Below are 25,024 nucleotides of genomic sequence, written 5' to 3'. Positions count from 1 at the left end.
GTGCCCCCCTGCCGCGGGGGGCCCTGCGGCGCGGGGCCCCCCGGGGGGGGCCCCCCCCCCCCCGGGGGGGGGGGGGGGCCCGCCGCCGTGTGACGCGGGGCGGGGCCTCGGGGGAGGGGCCGGCTCCCCGCGGCAGAAAGCCACGCCCCCGGGGGCGAACGACCACCGGACGTCCTGCCCCGCTCCCGTGGTGAGCCGCCGCCCGGTTCCCCTCCCCTGAGGGGCACCGCCGCCAGCCGGCGCTCCACGCCCGCCACGCCCTCCACGGCCGCGGGAGGCGGGGGACGGGAGGGGCGGGTCAGGACAGCGGAAACGGGCGGCCCCCTGGACCACAGGGGACCGCCCGCGACGCGTACTCCTACAGGCTGACGCCCAGGACCCAGCTGACCAGGGTGTACATCGTGGCCAGGATCAGGAACAGCGCGGTGAGGTTGAGCCACACACCGCCGCGCATCATCTGGCCGATCCGCACGTGACCGGAACCGAAGACGATCGCGTTCGGCGGTGTGGCCACCGGGAGCATGAAGGCCATCGTCGCGGCCAGGGCCACCGGGATCACCAGGGACAGGATGTCGATCTGCATGCCCACCGCGACGCCGCCGAGGATGGGCAGGAAGGTGGCCGCGGTGGCGGTGTTGCTGGTGAGCTCCGTTAGGAAGAGGACCAGCCCGGCCGCGACCAGGATCAGCACCCAGGTGGGCACGCCCGCCAGGACGGCGACCTGGCTGCCGATCCAGGTGCTCAGGCCGGACGCGGTGAACTGCGCCGAGATGGCCAGGCCGCCGCCGAAGAGGAGCAGGACGCCCCACGGCAGCTGCACGGCGGTCTCCCAGTCCAGCAGGCGGGTCCCGCGCTTGACCGGGATCAGGAACAGCAGGACCGCCACGGTCATCGCGATACCGGCGTCGCTGACGCTGGACAGCCAGGGCAGGAAGTTGTCGGCCAGGACCGGGACGAAGATCCAGGAGAGCGCCGCGAAGGCGAAGACCGCCAGCACGAGCTTCTCGCCGCGCGCCATCGGACCCATCTCGGCGAGCTCGGAGCGGATGAGGTCCTGGGCGCCCTTCACCTTCTTGACCTGCGGCGGGAAGACCTTGATCAGCACGAACCAGGCGATGAGCATGAACACCGCGGCCAGCGGCAGGCCGACCAGCATCCACTCGCCGAAGCCGATGTGGATGTCGTGGGCCTCGGCGAGGTAGCCGACCATCAGCACGTTGGGCGGCGTGCCGATGATGGTGGCCACCGAGCCGATGGAGGACGAGTACGCGATGCCGAGCATGAGCGCGGTGGCGAAGTTCGCGTCGGTCCTGCCGTCGCGGAACTGGGTGATCAGCGCGACCACTGAGATGCCGACGGGCAGCATCATCACGGCGGTGGCGGTGTTGGACACCCACATCGTGATGAACCCGGTGGCGATCATGAAGCCGCCGATCAGCCCCGCGGTGTTGGAGCCGACCTTGGAGACGATGACCAGGGCGATGCGCTTGTGCAGGTTCCACTTCTGCATCGCCAGGGCGAGCATGAAGCCGCCCATGAACAGGAAGATGGTGTCCGACCCGTAGGAGGAGGCGACGTCCCCGACGGGGGTGCCCTCCAGCAGGACCGGGAAGAGCACCAGCGGCAGCAGCGAGGCGACCGGGATCGGGATCGCCTCGGTGGCCCACCAGATGGCGATGAACGCGGTCACCGCGGCCACCGCGCGGCCGTTGGCCGACAGGACCGTCTCGCCGTCCTCGCCGTCGGCGAGGGGCATCGGCATGTCCGGCATGAGGAAGTAGACCAGCAGCCCGACCAGCGGGCCCGCGACCAACCCGATGACGCGCGAGGGCGAACTGCCTCTGGCGGTTCTGCCGTCCTGGGTGGGGGATGCGGTGTCGGGCACGTCGACACCCTTCTCGGACGCCATGGGTTCCTCCTGTTGTGGGCCACCGGGGAGTGACACTGGTCTTACCGTCGGGTTTCTCCCTGATTACCCCGAATTGATACAGCGATGGTGTGGCTCTCTTTCGCGCGTGTTCAAGGTCTCAACAAAGATTTGAGAATCCTCTGACATTTCGGAACCGTGGGTGGGAACCCTGGAACGCGCGGTGAGCATGTGCAAGGTGTGACCGGTAGGACTGAACCGCCGCTCCCCTGGCCTAAGCTGCGGGTATGCACGGACCGAACCGGCGCACCGCCCTGAGGGGGGCCGCGGGCGCGCTCGCCGCGGTCGCGCTGGGCGGTTGCGCGTGGCGCGATCCCTCTCCCGCCCCGGCGTCGCTCGTCGTGGCCACGGGCCCGGCCGGGGCCGTCTACCGGGAGATCGGCGCGGAGATCGCGACCCTGCTGGACGCCCGGCTGCCCGACACCCGGGTGGGGACCGTCGAGACCGGCGCCTCGCACGACAACCTGCTGCTCATCGACGCGGGCGAGGCCCACCTGGGCCTGACCAGCCTCGACGCGGTCCTGGGCGACGAGGTGGCCGACGCCGGCCCCTTCCGCGCGATCGGACGCCTCTACGACAGCTTCCTGCACCTGGCGGTCCTGGACGCCTCTCCCGTGCGCTCCCTGTCCGACCTGGAGGGCCGCCGCGTCTCGGTGGGCGCGGTCAACTCCGGCACCGAGTTCACCGTGGCGCGGATCATCGAGGAGACCGGGCTGGCGATGGAGGCCGTGCGCCTGGACCAGGCGGCCTCCGCCGACGCCCTGGGACGCGGGGAGATCGACGCGATGTTCTCCCTGACGGGGCTGCCCACGCCCGCGGTCGCCGACCTGGCCCGCGAGCACGTGACGCGCCTGGTCGACCTCGGGGACGTCGCGTCCGCCATGGCCGAGGCCCACCCCGAGAGGTACTTCCCCGCCACAGTCCCGGCGACCACCTACGAGGGCGTGCCCGCCTGCCCCACCATGTCCATCCCGAACCTGCTGCTGTGCGCGGCCGACCTGCCGGACGACCTGGCCCACGTCGTCGCCGACACCGTCTACACCGGAGCCGCACGGATCGCCGAATCCCGCCCCGAGGCGGCGCAGATCAACGTGCGCACCGGCATCTCGACCGGCGTGGTCCCCCTCCACCCCGGGGCCGCGCGCTGGTACCGGGACAACAAGCCCTCGTGAGGCTCAGTCCGCGGGCGGCAGCGTGATGGTCACGCCGAAGCCGGGCCGCTCGCCGGGCAGGCCCTCGCCCAGCGCCAGTTCCCCTCCGGCCTCGCGGACCAGGTCGGAGACGATCGCCAGCCCCATGCCGGTCCCCTCGGTGTTCTGCTGGCGGGGCGAGCGCCAGAAGCGGTCCAGGGCGGCGCCGCGCTCCTCCTCCGGAAGCCCCTCCCCGTCGTCGAGCACGCTGATCCGCGCGGGGTCGCCCGCGGAGCCCCGCACCCGCACCCGGGTCCCCCCGGACAGGCGCAGGGCGTTGCTCACCAGTTCGTCGAGGATGCTGCCCAGCCCTCCGGCCGGGGCGCACACCCGCAGCCCGGCGGGGACGTCCACGGTCACGGTGATCCCCCGGGCCTCCCCCAGGGCGCGCCAGCGCTCCACCCGGGTCTGCAGCAGCTCGGGGACGTCCACGGCCTCGGTGCCAGTGACGCTCTCCAGGCGCGTCGCGGCCAGCAGGGAGTTGAGCATCCGGTGCATGGCCGTGGTCTCGTCCACTGCCACGGCGTGTGCCTCCCGGGCCTCCTCCGAGCTGAGGTAGGGCGCGAGGTTCTCCACTGCCAGGCGCAGGCTCGCCAGGGGGTTGCGCAGCTGGTGGGAGGCGTCGGAGACGAAGGAGCGCTGGCGCTCCAGGGCCCTGCGCACCACGTCGACCATCGTGTTGAAGGACTCGGTGAGGCGGCGCAGCTCCGGAGGGCCCCGCTCGGCGTCCACCCGCACGTCCAGGTCACCCGAGGCGACGGCGGTGGTCGCGGCGTCGAGTCGGCCGATGGGGCGCAGGACCCAGCGCGACAGCGGCAGCGAGGCCGCCACCAGGAGTGCCAGGGGCACCAGGCTGAGCAGGGCGAGCCATCCCCAGGAGCCGAGGATGTCGGTGCCGAGCTGGTCGGTGGGGGCGGCGACGATGACCGCCCCGGTCACCTCGCTGTCGCGTCCGATGGGCTCGGCGACCACGAGGGGATCGGACTCCCAGGGCCAGACGGTGGTCGGAGGGGCGGGGCGCTCCCCGGCCAGGGCGATGGTGAGGGTCTCCGGTGAGCCCAGTTCCGCGAGCACGTCGCGCTGGTGCGCCGTGCTGCCCGACCCGGCGATGATCTCGCCGTCGGTGGCGACCACGACCACCGGGATGCCGTAGAGCGCCTCGTAGCGGGCCATCTCCTGGAGGAGCGCCTCCGGGCGGTCGGCCTCCAGGGCGGTGCGGGCCAGGGCGGCGAAGCGGCCCGCGTCCCCCAGACGGTCGACGTAGACCTCCTGGGTGAGCTGCTGGGCGATGACCGTCCCCAGGGGGACGACCGCTGAGGCGACCAGGACGAACGCGGCGGGGAGCAGGATGGTGAGCAGTCTGCGGAGCACGGGTTCAGGACTGGTCGAGGAGGTAGCCGACACCGCGCGCGGTGCGGATCTGCACGGCCTGGCCGAGCTTGGCGCGCAGCGAGCCGATGTGGGTGTCCAGGGTCCTGGAGGAGGTCTCCCAGGCCGTGCCCCACACCTGGTCGAGGATCTGGTCGCGGGCGACCACCGACGGGGAGCGGGAGGCCAGGAGGGTGAGCAGGTCGAACTCCTTGCGGGTCAGCTGGAGCTCCGCGCCGCCGACGCTGGCCGCTCGGGCGCTCGGGTCGACGGTGAGCTCGCCGATCCTGAGCGCGGGCTCCTCCTCCGCGGCCTCGGCCCGCGCGGCGCGGGTGCGGCGCAGGACCGCGTCGATGCGCGCGAGGAGTTCGGCGACGCCGAAGGGCTTGACCACGTAGTCGTCGGCACCGGCCCGCAGTCCGCGCACCCGGTCGCGCTCCTCGCCGCGGGCCGTGACGGCGATGATGGCGGTCTGAGGGCGGTCGCGGAGCTTGCGGAGCAGGTCGATGCCGTCGGCGTCGGGGAGGCCGAGGTCGAGGAGGACGACGTCGGCGGGCGGGGCGCTCAGGGCCCGTTCGGCGGTGGCGACCCTCTGGACGTCGAAGGACGCCGTCCGCAGGGCGGTCACCAGTCCACGGGCGACCCGGTCGTCGTCCTCGACCACGAGAATGCGCATGTCCAGCATGTTAGGCAGTCCTCGCCCCGGTCGCGGCACGCCGCCGGGGCGCGCCGTGACCGGGCACCGTTCACCGACCCCCGCGGGGCGTTCGCCGCCCGTCGGCTGCACGGCGCGGGCATCCGGGCGGCCCGGGTCCCGGTCAGCATTTCCGCGGCCATAACACCGCGGCCGGAATTGTGTCCGCACCGAGGCACCCGCTTCCCCCGGAGCGCACACGGCGAACGCAAATCGGGCCGCCCCGGGCGCAACACCCGGACCCCGAGCCGCAGCGGGAACGAAAAGGGATCGGAGTCACGGGCCGACCGCGGACGCCCTTTTCCCACACGCGCTTTTCCCCGGACCGGTGGGCACGGTAATCGCCCCTCCGCCCCGCGGCCCCTCCCCGGCGGGCGTGTCCGGTGGCGCCTCCCGGGAGGGGACCGCTCCCGCGCGCCGAAGGGTGCCGAGCCCGCATCCCCTGCGGACACGGGCTTTGCGCGCGCCGGACCGGGAAGGGACCGCGCTGGCGCCTCCCCCGCCGGGCACCGCACGGGTCCGGTGCCTCCCCGACCGAAGCGGAACCGCTTCCCGGCGTATCATTCGCGTCTTTTTACGGACCATCCGGAGAACGCCCGCGCCCGGACAACATGAATACCACTCCAGTGGGCATGTACAAGTCGGCCCCTGTCACCAACCGAATACATAACTGAACCGGAGTCGGACCCGATCGCACTTTCAGAACTGCTCGGGAAACAGGAGCGACCAATGGTGGAACTGAGAGAATCGAGGCCGCCGCGTGCGTAGCGACAACCAGCGGGGACAGAGCGGACGGGAGTGCCCGTGAGAGGGCTGGGACACGAACCCGGTCGGTGGCGGACGTCGAGTTACAGCGCTGGCGGCAACGGCGACTGCGTCGAGGCCGTCCTGGACCCGCCGCGGACGGTCGGCCTACGCGACTCCGCGCACCCCGCCCACGCGGCGCTCGTCCTGCCCGCGCACCAGTGGGTCGCGCTGCTCAGGCTCGCCGAACGCCGCTGAACGGCGCGAACGGTCCGGGGAGTGCGCCCCGGACCGCGACCGGTCACATCTGGGCGAGGTAGATGTCGGCGTCCCCCCGCACCGTCCTGCGGAGGCTGAGTGTGGCGGGGTGGTCCGACCCCATCACCTCGCGGTAGCCGTCCTCCACGGCGACGAACTCGGCCTCAATGTCCTCGCCCTGGGCCCTGCGGTCCACGAGCAGGTTGCGGCGGGCCAGCAGGGCCAGCGGATGCGAGGCCCCCAGCGCGCTCTCACAGCCGCGCAGCGCCTCCTCGTCCCGTTCCCGGGCACCGGCCGCGTCGCCCATGAGGAAGTGGTCGTTGGCCAGGTTCACCAGGCAGGCCAGGGTGCTGGGGTGGTGGGTGCCGAGCCGGTCCAGGAACAACTCCAGCGAGCGCTCGTCCAGCTGACGGGCCTCGGCCGCCCTGCCCAGGCGGCGCAGGATGATCGCCCGGTTGACGTCGGCAGCGCCCACGTAGGGGTGGCGCTCGCCCAGGAGCTTGACGTAGCGCTCCCCCGTGGTCTGGGCCAGCTCCAGCGCCTCGTCGTGCTGGTTGACCGCGCTCAGGGACATGGAGTGCACCAGAGCGGCGTACATGGTCTCGTTGTCGTCCACGCCGTGCTTGACCCGGAAGCGCTGCCAGGCGCGCTCCGACAGGACGAGCGCCTCCCGGTGGTGGCCGACGCGCCGGCGCATGACGGCCAGCGTCCGCTGGTTGCGCAGGACGCGGTTGTCGTCCTCCCCGATCAGGCCGATGGCCCGCTCGACCTGGTGGGCCTGGATCTCCTCGGCCTCCCGGTAGCGGCCCTTCTCCATCAGGGCCTCGGCGTAGCCGTTGTTGGTGCCGAGGGTGCGCGGGTGGTCCGGGCCGAAGACGGCCTCCAGCCGGGCCAGCGTGTCGCGGTACTGGTCGGTGGCGGCCTCCGGGTCGCCGCTGAGCAGGAGGTTGAAGGCGCGGAAGTGGGCGGTGACCAGGGTGTGCGGGTCGTCCTCGCCGAAGAGGCGCACCCGGCGGTGGTAGGCGTCGGCCGCCGCCGTCAGCGAGTCGCGGAACCGGCCCAGGAAGCGCAGGGTGCGGATGTGCTCGATCTCCGCCTCCAGGGTCTCGGGGTCCTCGGGGTTCTGCGTCTCGCGCAGGGTGCCCAGGGTGGCCTCGCACAGTGCGAGCGCCTGCTCCAGGTACCCCTGCCCTCGCATCGCCGTGGAGATCTGGATCGCCATGCCCAGGGTGGAGGGGTGGTTCTCGCCCAGCTGCAGGCGCCACCACTCGTGGGCGGTCTCGCCCAGGCGGCGGGCGTCGTCGAACTCCTGGCGCAGCGACGCGACCCGGCACATCTGCACCACCAGGTTGCGTGCCCAGGGGTCGGTGCAGTTCCACAGTTCGGAGGCCCACACGTGCGGCAGCAGCTCGGTGTAGCGCTGCGAGGCGTCCACGGCCACCACCTGGAGGTCGTTGCGGCCCAGCAGCTGGTGGGCGCAGTGGCGCATCTCCTCGCGCTCCCCGTCGCTCATCGGCGCCTGGACGGCGCGCTGCACCAGCCGGTGCAGGGAGACGGTGTTGCGCTGGTGGTCGATGTGGGCGAGGCTGTTGCGTCCGATGTCGCGGATCGCCATGCCGAGCCTGGCCGGGTCCTCCAGGGCTCCGCGCAGCTCCGCGGGGCCCTCGATGCCCCGGGCGAAGTTGAACAGCGTCCGGGGGATGGGCGCCGTCGCCATGAAGGAGCAGAGCTGGAGCAGCTGGAGCGCCGCCGGGTTGGTGGTGGCCAGCCGGTCCAGGGACACGTTCCAGGCGGCGGCGACGGCCACCGGGTAGGCGCTGTCCACCGGGCGCAGGAGGTCGAGCATCTCCTGGCTCTTCTCCGCGAACTGGCGCAGGTACTCCTCGGTGGCCATCCCGCTCTCGTGCAGCCACACGGCGGCCTGGTTGAGGGCCAGCGGCAGGTCGCCCAGCTCGTGCGCCAGCTGGTCGGCCTCCTCGTCGGACAGCGACGCGGGTCCGCGCCGTTTCAGCAGCTCGATGCTCTCGGCCCGGTCGAACTCGCGGACGGAGAGGTAGGCGTCGCCACCCCGCACCGTCCAGCTGGAGTCCCGAGAAGTGATGATCACGTGGCCCTCGCCCCCGACAGGAAGATACTGATCCAGTTCGGACCGGGCCTGCGCGTTGTCGAAGACGAGGAGCCAGCGCGGATAGTCCACGCCCTGGCGCAGTGCCTCCAGGACGTTCTCCAGGACGTGTCCGCTGCCCGCCCCCGCGCTGTCCAGCCTGAGCCTGGACGCGAGGACGGAGAAGCTCTCCCGCAGCTGGTTGCTGTGGGCCGCGGGGATCCAGCAGATGAGGTCGTAGTCGGACGCGTACCGGTACAGGTACTCCTTGGCGAGCTCGGTCTTGCCGACCCCCGACATCCCGTTCAGGGCGGTGATGACCTGGCGCCTTCCCTTGAGGAGCTGTCCCCGCAGCGCGGAGAGGAGCTCCTCGCGCCCGGTGAAGGCGCTGTTGCGGCGCGGAACCTGGACCCAGACCGCGTTGAGCGGCCGGCCACTCGTGGACGATCGGGACGTACGACCGCTGGACTGGTCGCCAGATTCTTGCATCATATCCTCATTTGACAGTTTTGTGGCCATATGAGTTTCTTTCCCCGACCGTTCATAAAAGGGTGTTCTGTTCCGCGCCTTCCAGCCGTTGTTCCCGCCCACACGCGCAGATCCGGAAACCTTCGGTAATACTAGACCAGTGGGCGACGGCGTACCCGCCTCCTGCGTTTCCTGCGTACCGCGGGTCGCACCCGTCCCGGAGATGTCGGCGTATTCCCTGATCGGTTCGGCGTAACGCCGGGTGAGGGCCGCGCTCTCCACCGCGGGGAGCATGGAATTGGCCCAGTGGTGGGACACCCGCGTCCTTTTCGGGAGGTCGTCGTGCCTGCCCCGCAGCATGAGGCGCAGTGCGTCGAACCAGGGGTCCACCCACCGCAGGCGCTCCGCCGCCAGGCCCAGCACCCGGCGGATGTCGGAGACCCGGCCGCCCAGTGACAGCAGGGCCCGCCGGACCCCCGGGCGGAAGTCCCACCCGACCGGCCCGTCCTCCTCACCCCAGCCGCCGCCCCCGCGCACCAGCCCGCTGAAGAAGACCTCCGTCAGCTCCGAGGGCGTGGCGCGGCCGAGCACGTCCTCGCAGACCGCCTCCACCAGGCGCGGGTCCAGCGGCACGGCGGCCAGGGCCACCGCCAGGTCGAACGCCTCGGGGCTGGCCAGCTGTCGGAAGCGCCGCGCCTCCCGTTCGGCGTCGAACTCGGGTTCCCACGCGTCCGGTGCCTCGGCGGAGGCGGCGGGGCCCTCCCCCGCGGGGAACCGCGCGGTGTGCGCCCACAGGCGCCCGCGGCCCCGCCCCATCGCGAAGACCGCCCAGTCCCGGATCGCTCTGGGGTCCAGCGGCAGCACGGGCACGAGCACCCCCCGCGCGCGCCCCTCCTCCTCCGGGTCGGTGAGCGTGCGCTCCCGCGCGTACCGGGTGTTCGCGGCGCAGGGGTCGGCGGCCCGGGGCGCGCCCAGCTCCATGGGGGCGGTGGCGATGGCGCCGCGCCGCCACAGGCGGGGCTGGAGCAGGTGGAGGATCGCGACCGCGCCGCGGCCCGCGGCCGCCGCGACCCAGTCCTGGAACTCGCGGTCGCGCCAGGCGCCGCCGAGCCCGTCGGTGAGGAAGAGGACCACGTGCGCGCGGCCCCCGCCGAGGCGGCCGGGGCGTCCGTGCCCGTCGCGCAGCCTGGGGCTGCCGGTGCGCCCGGAGTCGAAGTACAGGGAGGTGACCTCGCGGAAGATCCCGCCGGAGCGCGCGAGCCGGACGAACTCGGCGGCCAGGCCGCGCTGGAAGGCCATGGTGACGCCGTCGTCGACGAGGAGGGTGAGGTCCACCGCCCGCTCCCGACGCGCGCACGGCTGCGGCACCACCGGGACGCCGACGCCCTCGCGCTCGTCCTCGGACCAGTGGAGGCTGTCCAGGAGGGCGCGCGCGTAGTTGCGCGCGGTGCCCTCCGGGTCGATGCCGTCCGGCCGCCCCCGGGGCTCGGTGAGGTGGAAGGGCCCCAGCGCCGCGACCAGTTCCTGGCGCCGGTGCAGGACCGGCTGGACGAACCCGTGGGGCTCCGTCGGCGGCCTGACGTCCTCCTGGTCCCGGTGTCCCCGCGGGGGTGTCCGCTCCCGGCCGGGCGGCGGGTCCGGGGACCGCTCACGAGGGCTGTGCCCGGTGGCGGAACCGTTCCCGGCGACCGCCGCCCCGCCGTCGGGGAGCCCCGGGGACCGGGTGGTCCCGGTGTCCGTGCGGGGCTCGACACCCCCCGGGGGCGTGCCGGAGGCGGAGGCCTCCCCGGGCGGCGGCCCGCCGGCGGGCGGTGCCGGGAAGACCGGCCGTTCGCGGCGCGCGGCCTCGGCGCGCGCCTGGAGGACCGCCAGGTGGAGCGCGTCCGCCCACTCCGTGGGGGTGAGGCACCCCGGGGAACCGCCCGACCGGTCGCCGGAGCCCCGGGGGCGGTCGTCCCCCGGCTGGTGCGCGGGGCTCATCCCGGGATTTCCGTGAGGCGGTGCCAGAGCAGGTCGGAGAGGTGGCGGACCTGTTCGGGCCCGGGCTCGCCCTGTCCCATGGCGCCGACCAGGTGCACGGCATTGAGCAGCTGGTCCACGGCGAGTCCGTGGCCGTCGGCGCTCCTGCGCAGGAACTCGGTGACCAGGGTCCGCGTACCGGTGGGCGGATCGCCGTCGAAGTGCCCGGCCACGGCGGCCACCAGCTCGTCCTCGTCCGGCAGCCCCATCCGGACCGGGATGCAGCGGCGCAGGAAGGCGGGCGGCAGGTCCCGGTCGTCGTTGCAGGTCACCACCGTGACGGGGAAGGCCGAGCACAGGACCTCGCCGCGTTCGACCACCGCCGTGCGGCCGGGGTCGTCGGTGGCCACCCGGATCGCCCCGGCCACGTTGGCGAGTCTGCCCAGCTCGGGGACGGTGTAGCCGCCGCTTTCGAACAGGTCGAGCAGGTCGCCGGGCAGGTCGAAGTCGCCCAGGTCGAAGTCGTCGACCAGGAGCACCCGGGGCAGCCGGGTGGGCAGGAAGGCGGTGCCCAGGGGCCCCAGGGTGAGGTAGCGGCCGATCGACTCGGCGCTGCTGCGCAGGTGGGCGTCGGTCTCGGTGCCGTCGGCGCTCGCGTAGCGGCGGTCCCGGGCGCCCCGGGCCCGGTTGCGGGCGTTCTCCAGGTTGAGGTCGTGGATCTGGGTGAGGGGGTCGTAGGCGTACAGGCCGTCGCGCACGGTGCTGCGGCTGGTGACGGCCCAGCGCAGGACGCGGCCCAGGCCCAGCTCACGGGAGACCTGGTGGGCGAGGCTGGACTTGCCGACCCCGGGCGGACCCACCAGCAGCAGCGGTCGGCGCAGGCAGATGGCCGCGTTGACCTTGTCCAGCAGCTGGCGGCGGTGCGGCCCCAGGGGGATGGGGAAGCTCCAGGGCCGGACGGGACCCAGGTGGCGCTCGCTCTCGGCGGCGGGCTCCGCGGCCCCCGGCCCCGGGTCGTAGAGCGGGGGGTCCGCGCCGCTTCCGGCGGGGTCCGGACCGCCGCCGTAGGCACGCCACCGGGGAGGCGGGGGGAGCTGGGCGGCGAGGTCCAGGTGCGGGCGGGGCTGACCTGTGCCGTGGAAGACCCACCACTCCGGCGCGGGGCTGGTCGATCCGGGTTCGGCTGGTGTGGTCATGGCAGGCCCTTCGAGCCGCGCCCAAGGGGGGCTGTCGGATGCTGTGGGGGGGTCATCGGTCTGGGAGCGGGCAGAACCGGAAGGGTGTCGTGGTAGAAGACGGCGACCTCGAAGCTTTCTTCGATGTACCCGGTATCGTCCGGGGAAACGCATCCGGAACGCGATTGGTGGAGCGCCTTGGGAAGCGCCCGTATTCTTTCGGGTGGCACCATCACCTCCCGCCCCACCTTTCCCAGATTGAGCCACGGACTTGCCCCCGGACCATTATCGGCGGAACGCCAAACCACGACCGGAACTCCGATCATGAGCGCCGACCAGACCGACATGTGGCATTCGTCCAGATGGGAGGGAACGGAGAGGGCGACGATCCTGTCGTCCTGGAGCCGTTCGGCCAGGGGCTCGCGGTAGGTCCGCCCACCCCTGCGCCTCCTCTTCCCGGCCTCGTGCGCGGTGTCCAGGTGCAGCACCTCGCGTGCGCTCGCGAGCCCCTCCCACCGGCGGGCGCAGGTCCGGCGGGCCTGCACGGTGTCGCCGCGCGCGGGGTCCACCAGTTCCTCCGCCCGGTAGACCACCTGGGCCCGGGAACCGAGCCTGCGATCACCCTCCCCGGCCTCCTGCCAGCGCTCGGCCTCCAGGCGGCGGAGCAGGTCCAGCTGTCCGACCAGCTCGACCCGCACGCCCTCGTGGTACCCCGTGCGGTGGTCCACCTCCAGCAGGGTGAGCAGGCCCCCGACGTGGGCGCCGATGCGTTCGGCCTCCATGTGCGGGGTGTGTCCGTGGCCGCAGAAGTCCGGAACCCTGTCCCGTCTCTCGCTGAGCACCGTCCAGTACTCGACGTCGTAGCGGTCCCTGCTCTCGCCCTGGGTGACGTGCACGACGAGCCGGGCGGGCGCGCGCGGCCCCGGCGGGGCGGCCGTGCCCTCTCGCCGCCCGCCGCCCCAGAGCAGGAGCAGGTCGGCGCAGTCGCGCAGCGGGACGGCGCAGGGCAGCAGGGCGCAGAACACCCGCAGCGGGAGTTCGACGCCCTCGGGCACGGTCATCTCGGACAGGTCCACGAGCCGGTCCCAGGCCGTGTGCGGCGGCGCCTCGGCCGGGGCGAGCCGGTCGGTCCGGGCGGCCTCGAAGGCCTCCGCGACCAGTTCCGGGGAGTGCTCCCCCAGTTCTCGGCGGACGAGGCCGATGTCGGCGTCGGTGGTCCCCTCGGGCAGGAGGCGGCACAGCTGCTCCCACTCCTCGGCGTGGACCAGCGGCTCCGCGGCCCGGGCCGCCACCAGCGAGCTGCGGCCGTGCTCCTCCAGGTGGAGGATCCAGCGCACGAGGCAGCCCAGGCGCACCTGCTCCCGGCAGAGGCGGACCAGGTGGCGGGCGAACTCGACCGCCGAGCCCTCCAGGCGCAGGTTGCGGCGGACCCGGTTCGGCAGCTGGTAGGCCAGCTGCTCGCGCGCGTCCGGGAGGAGGACGCACCTGAGCGCGCACAGGGCGTCGACCAGTTCCTCCACCCCGCCGTCGGCCGGGACCGGCCGTCCGGTGCCCTCCGGGAGGAGCCGCCCGCCGGAAGGGAGCCGCCCGCCGTCCGGTGGCGGCCGTCCCCCGATCGGGGCCTGGCCCCCCGCCGTGGTCGTCGTCTCGCTCACCCGGGCTGGCTCCCCAGGAGCGGGGCCGCGGCCTCGCGGACCCGGAGCATCCCCGCTCCCCCGTCCTCCCTCGCGTCGAGGAGGGTGAGCACCTCGTCGAGGAGTCCGTACTCACCGTGGGCGAGGGAGACCAGCTGCGTGGCGAAGGAGAGCAGGTCCTGGTCGGCGCGGAGCCTGCGGCGCAGCCGGGGGTCGAGCGCGACGTACAGGTCCAGGCGCAGGTCGGGCAGGAGCAGCGTGCGCAGGTCGGTCATCGCCCTGGCGGTACGCGTGAGCGCCTCCCGCCCGCCGTTCGCCGCCGCGTCCGCGGCGGTCCGCTCGGTCGGCCACACCCGGGGGATCGCCTCCATCGGAATCATCCAGCCCGCCCTGCCGCTGCCGGTCGCCTCGCAGAGCAGGCCGAGGAGGGCGTTCCCCCTCTCCTCTCGGACACCGCTGCCGCTGAAGCCCGGCAGGACGGTGAACCCCGTGCGGGAGTCGACGTCGATCTGGACGTAGCCGAAACGGCTGCCCCCGGTTCCGGCGGCCCGTCCGGTCACCCAGAGGCCGTTCTCGGCGCGGGGGAAGCCGAGGACGCGGACCCGGTCGCCGACGCGGTACCGCCCGGGGGCGGCGGGAGGGGCGGGGGCGGGCCGGTCCAGGCGCAGCACCGCCGCGTCCCAGGGCGCGGAGTCCTCCCACCACCAGCCGTCCGCGGCGACCGTGGCGGCGGCCTCCCAGCCCGGGAGGCCGCGCGGGGCGTCCAGGCGTACGGCGCTGCCGGGTCCGGCGGGGGAGCCGGACCCGGTGACGGCCTCGCGGACCACGTGCGCGCAGGTGATCGCGTATCCGGGGGCGACCAGTACCGCGGCTCCGTGCAGGGCCGTGCCGCCGCGGTCGGTGACGCGCAACTGCCAGTCGGGGGCGAGGGGGCGGGGGGCCAGGTGGGACACGGTGCTCCCGTTCGGCGGGCGGGGCACACGGGGCGGGCCCGGGCGCGGGCCCGCTCAGTGTTTCGGGTGCACCGAATTCTACCTGTCGTTCATGAAGATCCGTTGTCGTGAAGGAGAGCGAAAGGACTGGGTGTTTTTTGTGAGGGAAAAGTGTATTTCGTTAAACAAGTTAAGAAGAAAAAGGGAGGTGCGCGGTACCCGGGCCGTCCGCCTCCGGCGGCGGGCGGCCCGGACGCACTGGTCAGGAGGCCGGTACCGGTTCAGGGGTCCGACGGCGGGGGCGTCCCCACGGCATGAGGCGGTCCACGGAGAGGCGGCCGCCCGCGAACCCGAGGGCCAGGGCGACGACGCCGAGGACCAGCACGAGTTCGAAGCCGCCGACCAGCGGGTCTCCGACGTGGGCGAAGAAGTAGGCACCGGCCATCATGAGGGCCAGGAGGAGTCCGGCCAGCGGCAGGGCGAACCCGATGATGAGGGCCAGTCCGGCGCCCACCTCGATGCTCGCGCCCAGGAGCGCGGCGAACTGCGGGAAGGGTATCCCCATGGACGCGAAGCCCTGGGCGGTGCCTTCGAGGCTGGACATCTTCGGCCAGCCGTGCGCGATGAAGACGACGCCGACCACGACTCTGGCGAGCAGCGCGGTGACGTCCCCCAGACGGGACACGAGCGGATTCTCGGTCATAGCGGTTCCTGTCTCTGTGAGCGGGCAACCCAGGAGAAGGTCGTGGCCTCGCACCGTTGCTTGAGACTACAACCTTTTCCTGGGAAAGTATATGATAGTACGCATCCGCCCGGACACATAGAGTGCCAATGAGGGATATTTCTCCCCCTCGGCGTCCGCCCTGGTGAGAGCGGGCAACAGAACGCGACTCAGTCCTGGCGCACCGTACCGGTCGGCCCCGTGTACCGCGGCTCCTCGCCCTCGGGGTCGAGTACGTCGAGCATGGACTCGGCGATCCCCCGCAACTGCTTGACCTGCTCGTCGGTGAGCGCGTCGAAGAGCACGCGCCGGACCTCGTGCGCGTGGCCCGGCGCCGCCCGGCGCAGCACGGCCATACCCCCCGGGGTGAGTTCGGCCAGGGTGGTGCGCCGGTCGCCGGGGCGCTTGGACCTGCGGACCAGGCCGCCCTCCTCCAGGCGGGCGACCGCGTGGGAGAGGCGGCTGGGCGAGGAGCGCAGCCGCCTGGCCAGGTCGGTCATCGTCATCACGCGCTCGGGCGCCTCGGACAGCTTCACGAGGATCTGGTAGTAGGCGTGGGACATGCCGGAGTCCTGCCTGAGCTGCCGGTCCAGCGCTCCCTCCAGCAGGTGGGTGGCGGCCAGGAAGGCCCGCCACGTCTGCTGCTCGCCCTCGTCGAGCCACCGCGTCTCGGCCATCGGGCCCGTGCCCCCAGGAATAACTTGAGAGTTCAACTGTGATCTGGTCAAATATCCCATCCTCCAACCACCGGAGGACCGCCACGGCACGGCGGCCGACGCGCGTGCCGACCCCGCCCCTCGGCCGCGGGGCGCAGCCGTTGGCGGACGACACCGAGTGGATCCGCCAGCCGACCGGCCGGGCAGGTGGCGCCACCTGCCCAAGCGCGGTCCTCGTGGTGTCCGCGCGCCGGGAGAACACAGTCCCTCTGACCTACGGCTTCCGGGGTTCCCCGCAACGCTACTACGGAGTCACATACGCCGCCCCGGTTACGCCCGCACCCGCCCGGGGCTCCGCGGCGGCCATCGCACGCACGCGCGGCGCCGCGCGTGTCGGTACCGACTGGGACACTTCCCCCATGACGGACACACATGATCCCGCGGACGCGCGCACGGTCGAGGAGCTGTTGGCCTCGGAGGCCGGGGCCAAGTACCTGTGCTTCTGGGGTCACCAGCCGCCCGCCTCCGGAGGCGTGTCGGCGAGCTGCCTGTCGCAGTGGTGGCCCGCCGACTTCACGGTGGAGGGGGTCGGCTACCGCACCGCGGAGCACTACATGATGGCCGCCAAGGCCCGCCTGTTCGATGACGCCGAGGCGGAGGAGCGGATCCTCGCGGCGGGCCACCCCCGGGACGCCAAGGTGATCGGCCGCCGAGTGCGCGGCTTCGACGAGCGCGTGTGGGAGGCGGCCCGCTTCGGGATCGTGGTCGGGGGCGGTGTCGCCAAGTTCGGCCAGAACCCGGAGCTGCGCGAGTTCCTGCTCGGCACCGGCCGACGGGTGCTGGTGGAGGCCAGCCCCCGCGACCGGGTGTGGGGCATCGGACTGGGCGCCAGGAACGACGACGCGCGGGTCCCCGAGCGCTGGCGCGGCCTCAACCTGCTGGGGTTCGCCCTGATGGAGACCCGCGCCCGCCTCGCGGCGGCCCCGTGACGCCGGGTCCGGTCCCCACCGGGCCAGCGTCCGGGCCGGGCGGGGACGGGGCGTTGGCCAGAGGCGTCGCTGGTGTGACGCAAGGGCCCTGACCTGCGTTGACCCTGTACTTACAGCGAGGTTGGACCGTCGAGACGCGCTAGGGGTACAAGATCACGGCGGAGGGGGCACCGCGGAGGGGGCGCGGACCTCCGTGGTCACGGCACTAGGGTCTGTTTTTTGAACCGGCCTCAGTTTGTGGGGGGTTGGTTCGGGCGCCCACGGGGTTCTGGAGGTGGTGGAGGCGGGTTTCCGTGGGAGAACCGCGCCGTAGGCGTCCGTTGAGGGTGGTGGCGGGCGACGGGTGGGCACGAGCGAGCCCGCCGGAGACACCGAAGGTTCCCGTGCTTCGGGCGCCCGAACACGGGCCGAAGCGAAGCGGAGGTCCCAAAAAACACTGTCTAGCAGACCGGGACCCGGGGGTTGTCGCGCGTGCGCGCCCCCGGAAGCCAGCCGGTGGTGGCGCCGGCGGTCACCCGGTACATGGTGCTGGTGCTCGTCCCGCTCTCGTCCGTGACGGTGACGCCGTTCGGGACCAGGCACGACGCCTGGACGACGTCGCCGTGCCACACCTGGCCCGCCCGGTTCCCGGGGTCGGCGTAGGGGGCGTGGGGGTCGTGGACCAGCCTCAGGCCGCACTCCGGCGCGCGCGAGGTCTGGCAGGGGCCCTCGGCGTTGAACACGGTCATCGGCACCGTCGGCGGCGGCGCGGGGGCCTCCGGCTCGGGCTCCTCCTCCGGTTCCTCCGTCTCCTCGGGCTCCTCGGTGGGCTCCTCCGACGGTTCCTGGACGGGTTCCTCGGACGGCTCCTCCGAGGGCTCCTCGGTGGGCTCCTCGCGGGAGACCGGCCCGGGGACGCGCTCCTCCTCCGAGGGCTCGTGCGCGACCGTCTCCGGCTGCTCCTCCCCGCCCGAGAACCACGCGGCCATGGGCAGGTTCTCCCAGTTACCGCCCAGGGCCACCCCGCCCGCGACGAGTCCCGCCAGCAGTACCAGGGCTCCGAGGGCGGCCCCGGTGAGGGCCAGGACCCGCCTCCCGCCCCGGCCCTCACCGGTCGCGGGGATCTCGTACTCGCGCTCGGCCCCCGTCCGCACACCGTGCCAGTCGCGGTCCAACACCCCGGCGGTGGCCGCGGCCGCGGTCCCCACGTCGCGGATCGGCGCGATGGCCCGGCCCGGGGAGGCCGTCTGGACCACGCCGTGCACCAGTTCCAGCGCGGTGGGGCGGTCCGCCGCGTGCTTGCTCAGCGCGCGCAGCGCCAGGTCGGCCAGAGGGCCGGAGAAGCCGTCGGTGTCGGGCGGTGAGTCGAGCACCCGGTGGGCCACCGCGGCCGCGTTCCCCGTGCCGAAGGGCGGGCGTCCCGTGGCCGCGTACACCACCAGCGCACCCCAGGCGAACACGTCGTCGGAGGTGGAGACCGGTTCACCGCGGTAGTGCTCCGGGCTGATCCACCCGGGCGAGCCGCTGAGCATCCCGGTACGGGTGATGGCCGTCTGGTCGATCGCCCGCGCCACGCCGAAGTCCAGGACGCGCGGACCCTCCGGCGAGAGAACGATGTTGGAGGGCTTGAGGTCGCGGTGCGCGATCCCCGCCTCGTGGATCTGGGTCAACGCCTCGGCCACACCCACCGCCAGGCCGCGCGAGAGCTCCTCGCCCAGCGGACCGTGCCTGCGCAGGTAGTCGCTCAGGGTCATGCCGCGCACGAGCGGTGTCGCCAGCCAGGGCCGCGCCGCCTCGGTGTCGGCGTCGAGCAGCGGCACGGCGCAGGCGCCGCCCACGCGGCCCAGCAGGTCCACCTCGCGCGCGAAGCGGGCCCGGAAATCGGCGGCCGACGCGTACTCGGGGTGGATCAGCTTGACGGCCACGAGCCCGCCGCCCTCGTCCCGCGCCGCGTACACGAGTCCCATCCCGCCCGCGCCCAACCGTTTGAGCAGCCGGTAGCGCCCGATCCGGACCGGATCGTCCGGGGCCAGGTCGGCGACGGTCGTGGGCAGGAGCACGGTGAGGGGGCCTGTGGACACGGAGGGGAACCTCGCTCATTCGGGGCGGGGTGGTGTGAAGGGGAGGGCACACGGAGCAAAGGTGCCCTACGAGGGTAGTGGAGTCCCGCACGTCGCGACCTCCCCAGGCACCGAGGTGACGGCCCAGGCCTCCCCCTCCGCGGGGACCGCGGGCCGCCGCCGGGTCCGCACACGGACCGGATCAGGCGTATCGCGTGCGTTGTGTCGCTATCGGGCCATTTTTCCGAATCGCATCCCGCGATCACCGTCGGATCACCCGGATTTCATCCGCCGTACCTGTGGTTACGGCTCCGGCGTGTCCATGACAGGAGTAGAGTCCGGACCGCGGACAGCATGGTGCTTCCGGCACCCGCACCCGTTCCCCGGAGCACTCCGGGTCTCGGCGTTCCCGCCGCCACCCGTCAGACGCTCACGCGGCACGACCACGTACGCCCGCCGCACGCTCCGGGAGACCGGTTCCCCCACGCGCACCCGCCGGTGCCGCGCGCGGTCCGGGCACGCACCGTCCTTCTTCCATCCAGGACGAACCACACTCCAGGGACTTCCCATGGCCTATTACCGCATCCAGTTGCGCGACGGCTCCAACCACACGCTCCAGGCGGTGCGCATGCGCACCGACGCACGCAGCCTCTACCTGGAGGAGCGCACCGCCGGGGCGTGGACCGAGGTGTTCTCGAACCCGATCACGGAGGTGGAGCGCGTCCAGCGCCGCTTCACCGAGAACGACGGCACGTGGACCTGGCTGAGCGAGCGCCTGCCCGCTCCCGTCGGCGGCGTCCGGGCCTGGTGAGGCCCCGGCCGGGCGGAGGCGATCCGCCCGGCCCCGGTGCCACCGCTACCAGGGCAGGACCCCGTAGCTCTCCGGGTCCCCGGCCGAGGCCAGGTGGCCCCAGAGCACCCCGCTGGGCCCGTCCCCGGGCAGGGTGGCCAGGTGCAGGCTCACCCGCGCGCCCTGTTCCGCCGTGCGCGTGCCCGTGTTGCCGTTGAGGTCGGTCCCGCAGTACCCGGGGTTGGCCGCGTTCACCTTGGCTCCCAGGGGCGCGAGGGCCTTGGCGTACAGCGCCGTCACCATGTTCACCGCCGCCTTGGAGGCGGGGTAGCCCGCGTTCCCCTCCATCGCGAAGAACGGGCTGTCCGGGTCGGTCATGGTCCCGATCGAGCCGATCTCGCTGGACACGTTGACCACCCGCGCGGCCTCCGAGCGGCGCAGCAGGCCCAGGAACGCGTCGGTGACCGTCACCGTGCCCACCACGTTCACCTCCAGCGTCCGCCGGAGCGCGGCGGGGTCGCTCTCCCCGATCCCGCCCCGGCCCAGGGCCACGCCCGCGTTGTTGACCAGCACGTCCAGCCGTCCGAACTCCTCCTCCACCCTCGCGGCGGCGGCTTGGACGCTCCCGGCGTCGGTGACGTCCAGCGCCAACGCGCGCACGTCCACACCCTCCTCGCGCAGGGCCTCCTCCGCCTCGGCGCCGCGTCGCGCGTCCCGGAACCCGGCCAGCACCGTCATTCCCTCCAGTCCCAGCAGTCGCGCGGTCTGGAATCCGATTCCCTTGTTCGCCCCCGTCACGAGGGCGATCCTGCGTGTCTTCGTCATGGGTCCCACCGTGGAGGAGCCCGCGAACGCGAGGAAGGAACAGTCGAGGCTGGTATCGGCGGTACCACTGTCAGGAAGGCGTTCCTGGGGCACTCTGGAGGGGAGACCACAACGAGGAGGCGTGCGATGGTGGACCGTGGGGAACTCGCGGCGTTCCTGCGCGACCGGCGCGGCAGGATCGGCCCCGGCGACGTCGGGCTGCCCGACACCGGGCGCCGCCGCACCCCGGGCCTGCGTCGCCAGGAGGTGGCCCAGCTCGCCGGGATGTCGGTGGAGTACTACGTACGGCTGGAGCAGGCGCGCGGCCCCAACCCCTCCCGGCAGGTGCTGTCGGCGCTGTCGCGCGCCCTGATGCTGAACGCGGACGAGCGCGCCTACCTCTTCCACACGGCCGGGGCCGAGCCCCCCGTCACCCGTGGTCCCAGCCGCGAGGTCTCCACCGCGGTGCGGTACCTGCTGGACGGCCTGACCACCACCCCCGCCTACGTGCTGGACGCCAAGTACGAGGTGCTCGCGTGGAACCGGATGGCCACCCACTTCATCGGGGACATGGCGGCGCTGCCCGAGGGGCGGCGCAACATCATCGAGTGGATGTTCTCCCAACCGGAGGACGACCCGCACTGGAACGAGCCGAACAACGTCTGCTTCACCCAGCACTCGGTGGCGGACCTGCGCGCCGCCTACGCCCGCTACCCGGGCGACCCTGACATCGCCCGCCTGGTCACCACCCTGCTGGGCACCTCGCCGAGGTTCACACGGATGTGGGAGTCGCGCGAGGTGCGCAGGCGGCGCGGGTTCAGCAAGAGGATGGACCACCCGCTGGTGGGACGCCTGGAGTTCGAGTGCCAACTGCTCCACGTGCCCGACACCGACCAGCGGGTCATGACGTACTGCCCCGAGCCCGGGTCGGCCACGGAACGGTCGATGGCGCGCCTGGCCGCCGAGTTCCCGGTGCCCGCGCCCGACCGGGTCCCCCCGTTGTCCACGCCGTTCGGCACGGCGCCCTGCGGCCCGGGCGGGCCGGTCGAGACCCCGCCGCCCGCCGTGGGGTACGAGGTCCGCCCGGTCCGGCGTCCGTGACGGAGGCGGCGCGGCGGGAGGGACTCCCGCCGCGCCGCCTCCCCCGGAGGAACAGGCCTTCGATCGCGGACCAGCCGGTCCGTCCGCCCCGTGCCCGGTCGTCCCGGGCGCGGGGAACCGGGTGGCGGGACCTCCGAAGGGCTCTGGCGGAGGCCCCGCCGACGCGGGTCAGCCCTTGACCGCTCCCGCGGTCATGCCTCCGCGCCAGAAGCGCTGGAGGACGATGATGGCGATGATCAGCGGGATGACCGACAGCATGGAGCCCGTCACCACCCGCATGTACATCTCGATGTCGCGCCCCTGGTAGGACTGCCAGGTCACCAGGCCCAGGGTGATCGGGTACAGGCCCTCGTCGGCGAGCATCACCAGCGGCAGGAAGTAGTTGTTCCAGATGCCGACCATCTGGAACAGGAACACCGTTACCAGCGCGGGGGCCATCATCCGCAGCCCCAGTGTGAAGAAGATGCGCCCCTCGCCCGCGCCCTCCAGCCGGGCCGCCTCGACGACCGAGTCCGGCACCGAGGCTTCGGCGTAGATCCGGCACAGGTAGAGGCCGAACGGGGAGATGAGGCTGGGCAGCAGGACCGCCCAGTAGGTGTTGGCCAGGCCGATCTGGCTGAACAGCAGGTACAGCGGCAGGGCGGTGGCCGCGGCCGGGACGAGCACGCCGCCCAGGACCAGGCCGAAGACCAGCTCGCGGCCCCGGAACGCGTACTTGGCCAGGGCGTACCCGGCGGCCGCCGCCAGCAGGGTGGCCAGCAGCGCGCCGACCACCGAGTACAGGAGGCTGTTGAGGGTCCAGCGCCAGAAGATGCCGCCGTTGTAGGTGAGGACCTCGCCGATGTTCGTGAACAGGGCGAACTCCTCGCCCGGTCCGAAGCCGAACGAGTTGAACAGGTCCGAGGTGGTCTTGGTCGCGGCCACGAACACCCAGTACACGGGCACCAGGAAGTACACGGCGGCGACCGCGAGGATCGCGGTGACCAGGATCCTGGACGCGGTGGGGGCTCCGGTGGCGCCGCCCCGGCGCGAGCGGCGGCGCCGGGCGGGGGCCGCTCCGTCCTCGCGGACGTCGGTCTCGGTCGCGGTCATCGCTGCCGGTCCTTCCTGTTGACCAACCAGAGGAACCCGAACGAGAGCACGAACGCGGTCAGGGCCACGATGACCGACTGCGCCGCCGCCACGTTGTAGTCGTTGTCGGTGAAGGCGGAGTTGTACGCCGCCATGTTGGGCGTGTACGCGGAGTCGATGTTCACCGTGAACGCCGCCAGGATCTGCGGCTCGGCGAACAGCTGGAGGGTGCCGATGATGGAGAAGACCGTGGTCAGCACCAGGGCGGGGCGGATCAGCGGCAGCTGGACGTGCCAGGCGGTCTGGAGCGGTCCGGCGCCGTCGATGCGCGCCGACTCGTACAGCTCGCTCGGGATCGTCTTGAGCTGCGCGATGAGGATCAGCATGTTGTAGCCGATGAACAGCCACGTGATGATGTTGGCGATGGACCACAGCACGCTGTTCGGTCCGAGCAGGTCCGGTTCCAGGCCCACCAGCGCGGCCACGTCCAGGATCGGGGACAGGCCGGGCACGTACAGGAAGCCCCACAGCAGCGAGGCCACCACGCCGGGGACGCCGTAGGGCATGAAGTACAGGGCGCGGAAGAACCCGGGCCACTTCGCCGACGCCGACTCCAGGAGCAGGGCCAGCACCAGCGCGAAGCCGAGCATGACCGGGACCTGGACGACGCCGAACAGCAGCACGCGGCCGACGGAGTCGACGAAGCTCTCCTGTCCCAGGGCCCGGGTGTAGTTGGCGAACCCGGCGAAGACGGTCTCCCTGCCCTCCTCGCCGAACAGGCCGTGCCGCCGGACCTGGATGAAGCTCTGGTGGAGCGCGTACAGGATCGGCAGGAGGAAGCACAGTGTGAACAGGGCCAGGAACGGCCCGACGAAGCCCCAGGGGACGAGGGCTCCGGTCCGGAGGCGGCGTCGGCGCGGCGCGGCGGATGCGGGGGCGGCGCCGCCCGCGGCTCCCTCGGCGGGCACGGTGCCCGTGGTGGCGGTCATGACGCGCTCCTCACCGACAGGCCCTTGTTGCGGATGTCGTTGACGGTGTTCTCCTGCGCGGTGGCCAGGGCGTCCACGAAGGACGTGCCCTCGGCGACGGCGGAGCGGAACGCGTCTCCGATGTGGTCCTTGGTGCTGGAGAGGGTCGGTCCCCACTCCCAGTCGGTGGAGATGTACTCGGTGGCCTCGGCGATGACGCTCGTGTAGTTCTGGTCCGAGAAGTAGGGGTCGGGCCCCTGGTTGCGGACCGAGTTCTGGTTGAGCTCCTCCGAGGCCGCCCAGCCGATCCCGCACTCGGTGATCATGGCGTCCACCGCGCGCTGGTCGGTGCTGAGCCAGTTGGCGAACAGCACCGCCTCGTGGGGGTGGGGCGCCCCGGCGAGCACGGCCGAGGCCGAGCCGCCCCAGGTGCCCTCCCGCCGCTGCCCGCCGTCCCACTGGGGCATGCTGGCGACCCGCCAGCGGCCGGGGTTGTCGGGATCGTTGCCCTTGATGATGGCGTCGCCCCAGCTGCCGACGGTCCAGGTGCCGATGGTGCCCTGTTGGAGGCCCTGGAACCAGCCGGTGGACCACACGGCGTGGGTGAGGTTGAGGACTCCCTCGCGGACCAGGCCCTCCCAGAACTCGGCCACCCTCACCGAGGCGTCGTCGACGAGGTTGACCGACCACTCGCCGCCCTCGGTGCTGAACCACCGGGCTCCGGCCTGCATGCACATGGCCGCGAGCCAGTCCGCGTCGCCGACGGGGAAGGACTCGATGAGGGAGCCGTCCCCGGCGGACGCCACGCGGCGGGCCGCCTCGGCGTACTCCTCCCAGGTGGCGGGGGCGCCGTCCACGCCCCACTCCTCGTACCTGTCGGCGCGGTAGAAGTAGGTCATCGGCCCCGAGTCCACGGGGATGCCGTAGTGGCCGCCGACGTAGGAGGCCTGGAGCCACTGCCACTCGTCGTAGCGGTCGGCGTACTCCAGCGCGCCGTAGCGGCCGAGGTCCTCCAACCCGTTCTCCAACAGGAACGAGGGGAGCTGGAAGAACTCCACCTGGGCCAGGTCGGGCTGGTTTCCCGCGACCAGGGAGTTGAACATCTTGGCGTAGCCGCCGTCGAGTCCGCCGGGGATGGTCACGGCCCTGACCTGGATGTCGGGGTGCTCGGCGTTCCAGATGTCGGCGACGGCCTGGAGATTGGGCCACCACGTCCAGTACGTGAGCGTGACGTTCTCGTCGGGGCCCTTGGGGGGAACGAGCGGCCGGTCGTCCGCGGGGCCGACGGTGGCGGCGCATCCGCCGAGCGCGGCGACGGAGCCGAGTGCCGACGCCGTCGCCCCAGCTCGGAGCAGGCCGCGCCGGGACAGCCCGGACGGTGGAGGGATGGGTGCTTTCATGCTGTTTCCTCAGGGGAACTGCCGAGTGGGGG

19 protein-coding genes are annotated in these 25,024 nt (G+C 72.7%); 5 read left to right on the top strand and 14 right to left on the bottom strand.

Annotation, left to right across the window (positions count from 1 at the left end; genetic code table 11):
* Positions 1 to 358: 358 nt before the first annotated feature.
* The gene (locus FYW99_RS07290; RefSeq protein ID WP_150251169.1) at positions 359 to 1,909 is read right to left on the bottom strand and encodes an SLC13 family permease; all 1,551 of its coding nucleotides are present in this window, start codon (positions 1,907 to 1,909) and stop codon (positions 359 to 361) included.
* A 245-nt stretch (positions 1,910 to 2,154) separates the two neighbouring features.
* Between FYW99_RS07290 and FYW99_RS07285 the strand changes: the two genes are divergently transcribed.
* Positions 2,155 to 3,099, top strand: a complete 945-nt coding sequence (locus FYW99_RS07285; RefSeq protein WP_150251168.1) for a TAXI family TRAP transporter solute-binding subunit — start codon at positions 2,155 to 2,157, stop codon at positions 3,097 to 3,099.
* Positions 3,100 to 3,102: 3 nt separating this feature from the next.
* On the opposite strand, the gene FYW99_RS07280 is transcribed toward FYW99_RS07285, so the two are convergent.
* Both FYW99_RS07280 and FYW99_RS07275 read right to left on the bottom strand, forming a co-directional pair.
* Positions 3,103 to 4,488 (bottom strand): sensor histidine kinase, encoded by a 1,386-nt coding sequence (locus tag FYW99_RS07280; RefSeq protein WP_150251167.1) that lies wholly within the window; start codon positions 4,486 to 4,488, stop codon positions 3,103 to 3,105.
* Positions 4,489 to 4,492: 4 nt separating this feature from the next.
* The gene (locus tag FYW99_RS07275) at positions 4,493 to 5,170 is read right to left on the bottom strand and encodes a response regulator transcription factor (RefSeq protein WP_150251166.1); all 678 of its coding nucleotides are present in this window, start codon (positions 5,168 to 5,170) and stop codon (positions 4,493 to 4,495) included.
* Between the two features lie 813 nt (positions 5,171 to 5,983).
* Between FYW99_RS07275 and FYW99_RS07270 the strand changes: the two genes are divergently transcribed.
* Positions 5,984 to 6,181 carry a DUF397 domain-containing protein gene (locus FYW99_RS07270; protein WP_150251165.1) on the top strand — a complete coding sequence of 66 codons (198 nt, stop codon included), beginning with the start codon at positions 5,984 to 5,986 and terminating at the stop codon, positions 6,179 to 6,181.
* A 43-nt stretch (positions 6,182 to 6,224) separates the two neighbouring features.
* Here FYW99_RS07270 and fxsT read toward each other — a convergent pair whose 3' ends face one another.
* From fxsT to FYW99_RS07240, 6 genes are all read right to left on the bottom strand, one after another.
* Positions 6,225 to 10,733: an FxSxx-COOH system tetratricopeptide repeat protein gene (gene fxsT, locus FYW99_RS32800; protein WP_150251164.1), complete on the bottom strand. Its 4,509-nt coding sequence runs from the start codon at positions 10,731 to 10,733 to the stop codon at positions 6,225 to 6,227.
* Entirely contained in the window at positions 10,730 to 11,908 is a 1,179-nt protein-coding gene (locus FYW99_RS07260; protein ID WP_150251163.1) for an AAA family ATPase, read from the bottom strand. The genes fxsT and FYW99_RS07260 overlap by 4 nt, the downstream gene beginning before the upstream one ends.
* Positions 11,905 to 13,542, bottom strand: coding sequence for a hypothetical protein (locus tag FYW99_RS07255; RefSeq protein ID WP_223838832.1), 1,638 nt, complete (start codon positions 13,540 to 13,542; stop codon positions 11,905 to 11,907). The genes FYW99_RS07260 and FYW99_RS07255 overlap by 4 nt, the downstream gene beginning before the upstream one ends.
* A complete protein-coding gene (locus FYW99_RS07250; protein ID WP_150251162.1) occupies positions 13,539 to 14,474 on the bottom strand; it encodes a S1 family peptidase in 936 nt (311 codons plus the stop codon). Before FYW99_RS07250 ends, FYW99_RS07255 begins: the two co-directional genes overlap by 4 nt.
* A 241-nt stretch (positions 14,475 to 14,715) precedes the next feature.
* Positions 14,716 to 15,156, bottom strand: a complete 441-nt coding sequence (locus FYW99_RS07245; RefSeq protein WP_150251161.1) for a DoxX family protein — start codon at positions 15,154 to 15,156, stop codon at positions 14,716 to 14,718.
* A 188-nt stretch (positions 15,157 to 15,344) separates the two neighbouring features.
* Positions 15,345 to 15,851: a MarR family winged helix-turn-helix transcriptional regulator gene (locus tag FYW99_RS07240; protein WP_150251160.1), complete on the bottom strand. Its 507-nt coding sequence runs from the start codon at positions 15,849 to 15,851 to the stop codon at positions 15,345 to 15,347.
* A gap of 398 nt (positions 15,852 to 16,249) precedes the next feature.
* Between FYW99_RS07240 and FYW99_RS07235 the strand changes: the two genes are divergently transcribed.
* A complete protein-coding gene (locus tag FYW99_RS07235) occupies positions 16,250 to 16,819 on the top strand; it encodes an NADAR family protein (RefSeq protein WP_150251159.1) in 570 nt (189 codons plus the stop codon).
* A gap of 440 nt (positions 16,820 to 17,259) precedes the next feature.
* Here FYW99_RS07235 and FYW99_RS07230 read toward each other — a convergent pair whose 3' ends face one another.
* The gene (locus FYW99_RS07230; RefSeq protein WP_150251158.1) at positions 17,260 to 18,879 is read right to left on the bottom strand and encodes a serine/threonine-protein kinase; all 1,620 of its coding nucleotides are present in this window, start codon (positions 18,877 to 18,879) and stop codon (positions 17,260 to 17,262) included.
* Positions 18,880 to 19,426: 547 nt separating this feature from the next.
* Here FYW99_RS07230 and FYW99_RS07225 point away from each other — a divergent pair.
* A complete protein-coding gene (locus tag FYW99_RS07225) occupies positions 19,427 to 19,669 on the top strand; it encodes a hypothetical protein (protein WP_013155518.1) in 243 nt (80 codons plus the stop codon).
* Positions 19,670 to 19,714: 45 nt separating this feature from the next.
* Here the strand turns inward: FYW99_RS07225 and FYW99_RS07220 are convergent, their stop codons facing one another.
* On the bottom strand, positions 19,715 to 20,473 hold the full coding sequence (locus FYW99_RS07220) for an SDR family NAD(P)-dependent oxidoreductase (protein ID WP_150251157.1): 759 nt from the start codon (positions 20,471 to 20,473) through the stop codon (positions 19,715 to 19,717).
* 126 nt (positions 20,474 to 20,599) lie between these two features.
* Here FYW99_RS07220 and FYW99_RS07215 point away from each other — a divergent pair, with 126 nt between their 5' ends.
* The gene (locus FYW99_RS07215) at positions 20,600 to 21,553 is read left to right on the top strand and encodes a helix-turn-helix transcriptional regulator (RefSeq protein WP_150251156.1); all 954 of its coding nucleotides are present in this window, start codon (positions 20,600 to 20,602) and stop codon (positions 21,551 to 21,553) included.
* A 168-nt stretch (positions 21,554 to 21,721) separates the two neighbouring features.
* Here FYW99_RS07215 and FYW99_RS07210 read toward each other — a convergent pair whose 3' ends face one another.
* Genes FYW99_RS07210 through FYW99_RS07200 form a run of 3 tightly spaced genes read right to left on the bottom strand, consistent with a single transcriptional unit; the run spans position 21,722 to position 24,992 of the window.
* Positions 21,722 to 22,645: a carbohydrate ABC transporter permease gene (locus FYW99_RS07210; protein WP_150251155.1), complete on the bottom strand. Its 924-nt coding sequence runs from the start codon at positions 22,643 to 22,645 to the stop codon at positions 21,722 to 21,724.
* Positions 22,642 to 23,613, bottom strand: a complete 972-nt coding sequence (locus tag FYW99_RS07205) for a carbohydrate ABC transporter permease (RefSeq protein WP_150251154.1) — start codon at positions 23,611 to 23,613, stop codon at positions 22,642 to 22,644. The genes FYW99_RS07210 and FYW99_RS07205 overlap by 4 nt, the downstream gene beginning before the upstream one ends.
* Positions 23,610 to 24,992: an ABC transporter substrate-binding protein gene (locus FYW99_RS07200; protein ID WP_150251153.1), complete on the bottom strand. Its 1,383-nt coding sequence runs from the start codon at positions 24,990 to 24,992 to the stop codon at positions 23,610 to 23,612. The genes FYW99_RS07205 and FYW99_RS07200 overlap by 4 nt, the downstream gene beginning before the upstream one ends.
* Positions 24,993 to 25,024: the final 32 nt, after the last annotated feature.

It is taken from the genome of Nocardiopsis deserti (assembly GCF_008638355.1).
In the GTDB taxonomy this organism is placed as follows: Bacteria; Actinomycetota; Actinomycetes; order Streptosporangiales; family Streptosporangiaceae; genus Nocardiopsis; species Nocardiopsis alborubida.
Note: the sequence above shows the minus strand (reverse complement) of the source record. Positions and strands in the feature narration are given on the sequence as shown.

Bases quoted from the DNA above. Each gene is read 5' to 3' on its own strand.
- FYW99_RS07245 (WP_150251161.1), bottom strand. From the start codon at position 15,156: ATGACCGAGAATCCGCTCGTGTCCCGTCTGGGGGACGTCACCGCGCTG.
- FYW99_RS07215 (WP_150251156.1), top strand. From the start codon at position 20,600: ATGGTGGACCGTGGGGAACTCGCGGCGTTCCTGCGCGACCGGCGCGGC.
- FYW99_RS07225 (WP_013155518.1), top strand. From the start codon at position 19,427: ATGGCCTATTACCGCATCCAGTTGCGCGACGGCTCCAACCACACGCTC.
- FYW99_RS07210 (WP_150251155.1), bottom strand. From the start codon at position 22,645: ATGACCGCGACCGAGACCGACGTCCGCGAGGACGGAGCGGCCCCCGCC.
- FYW99_RS07240 (WP_150251160.1), bottom strand. From the start codon at position 15,851: ATGGCCGAGACGCGGTGGCTCGACGAGGGCGAGCAGCAGACGTGGCGG.
- fxsT (WP_150251164.1), bottom strand. From the start codon at position 10,733: ATGAGCCCCGCGCACCAGCCGGGGGACGACCGCCCCCGGGGCTCCGGC.
- FYW99_RS07200 (WP_150251153.1), bottom strand. From the start codon at position 24,992: ATGAAAGCACCCATCCCTCCACCGTCCGGGCTGTCCCGGCGCGGCCTG.
- FYW99_RS07260 (WP_150251163.1), bottom strand. From the start codon at position 11,908: ATGACCACACCAGCCGAACCCGGATCGACCAGCCCCGCGCCGGAGTGG.
- FYW99_RS07235 (WP_150251159.1), top strand. From the start codon at position 16,250: ATGACGGACACACATGATCCCGCGGACGCGCGCACGGTCGAGGAGCTG.
- FYW99_RS07220 (WP_150251157.1), bottom strand. From the start codon at position 20,473: ATGACGAAGACACGCAGGATCGCCCTCGTGACGGGGGCGAACAAGGGA.
- FYW99_RS07205 (WP_150251154.1), bottom strand. From the start codon at position 23,613: ATGACCGCCACCACGGGCACCGTGCCCGCCGAGGGAGCCGCGGGCGGC.
- FYW99_RS07275 (WP_150251166.1), bottom strand. From the start codon at position 5,170: ATGCTGGACATGCGCATTCTCGTGGTCGAGGACGACGACCGGGTCGCC.
- FYW99_RS07285 (WP_150251168.1), top strand. From the start codon at position 2,155: ATGCACGGACCGAACCGGCGCACCGCCCTGAGGGGGGCCGCGGGCGCG.
- FYW99_RS07290 (WP_150251169.1), bottom strand. From the start codon at position 1,909: ATGGCGTCCGAGAAGGGTGTCGACGTGCCCGACACCGCATCCCCCACC.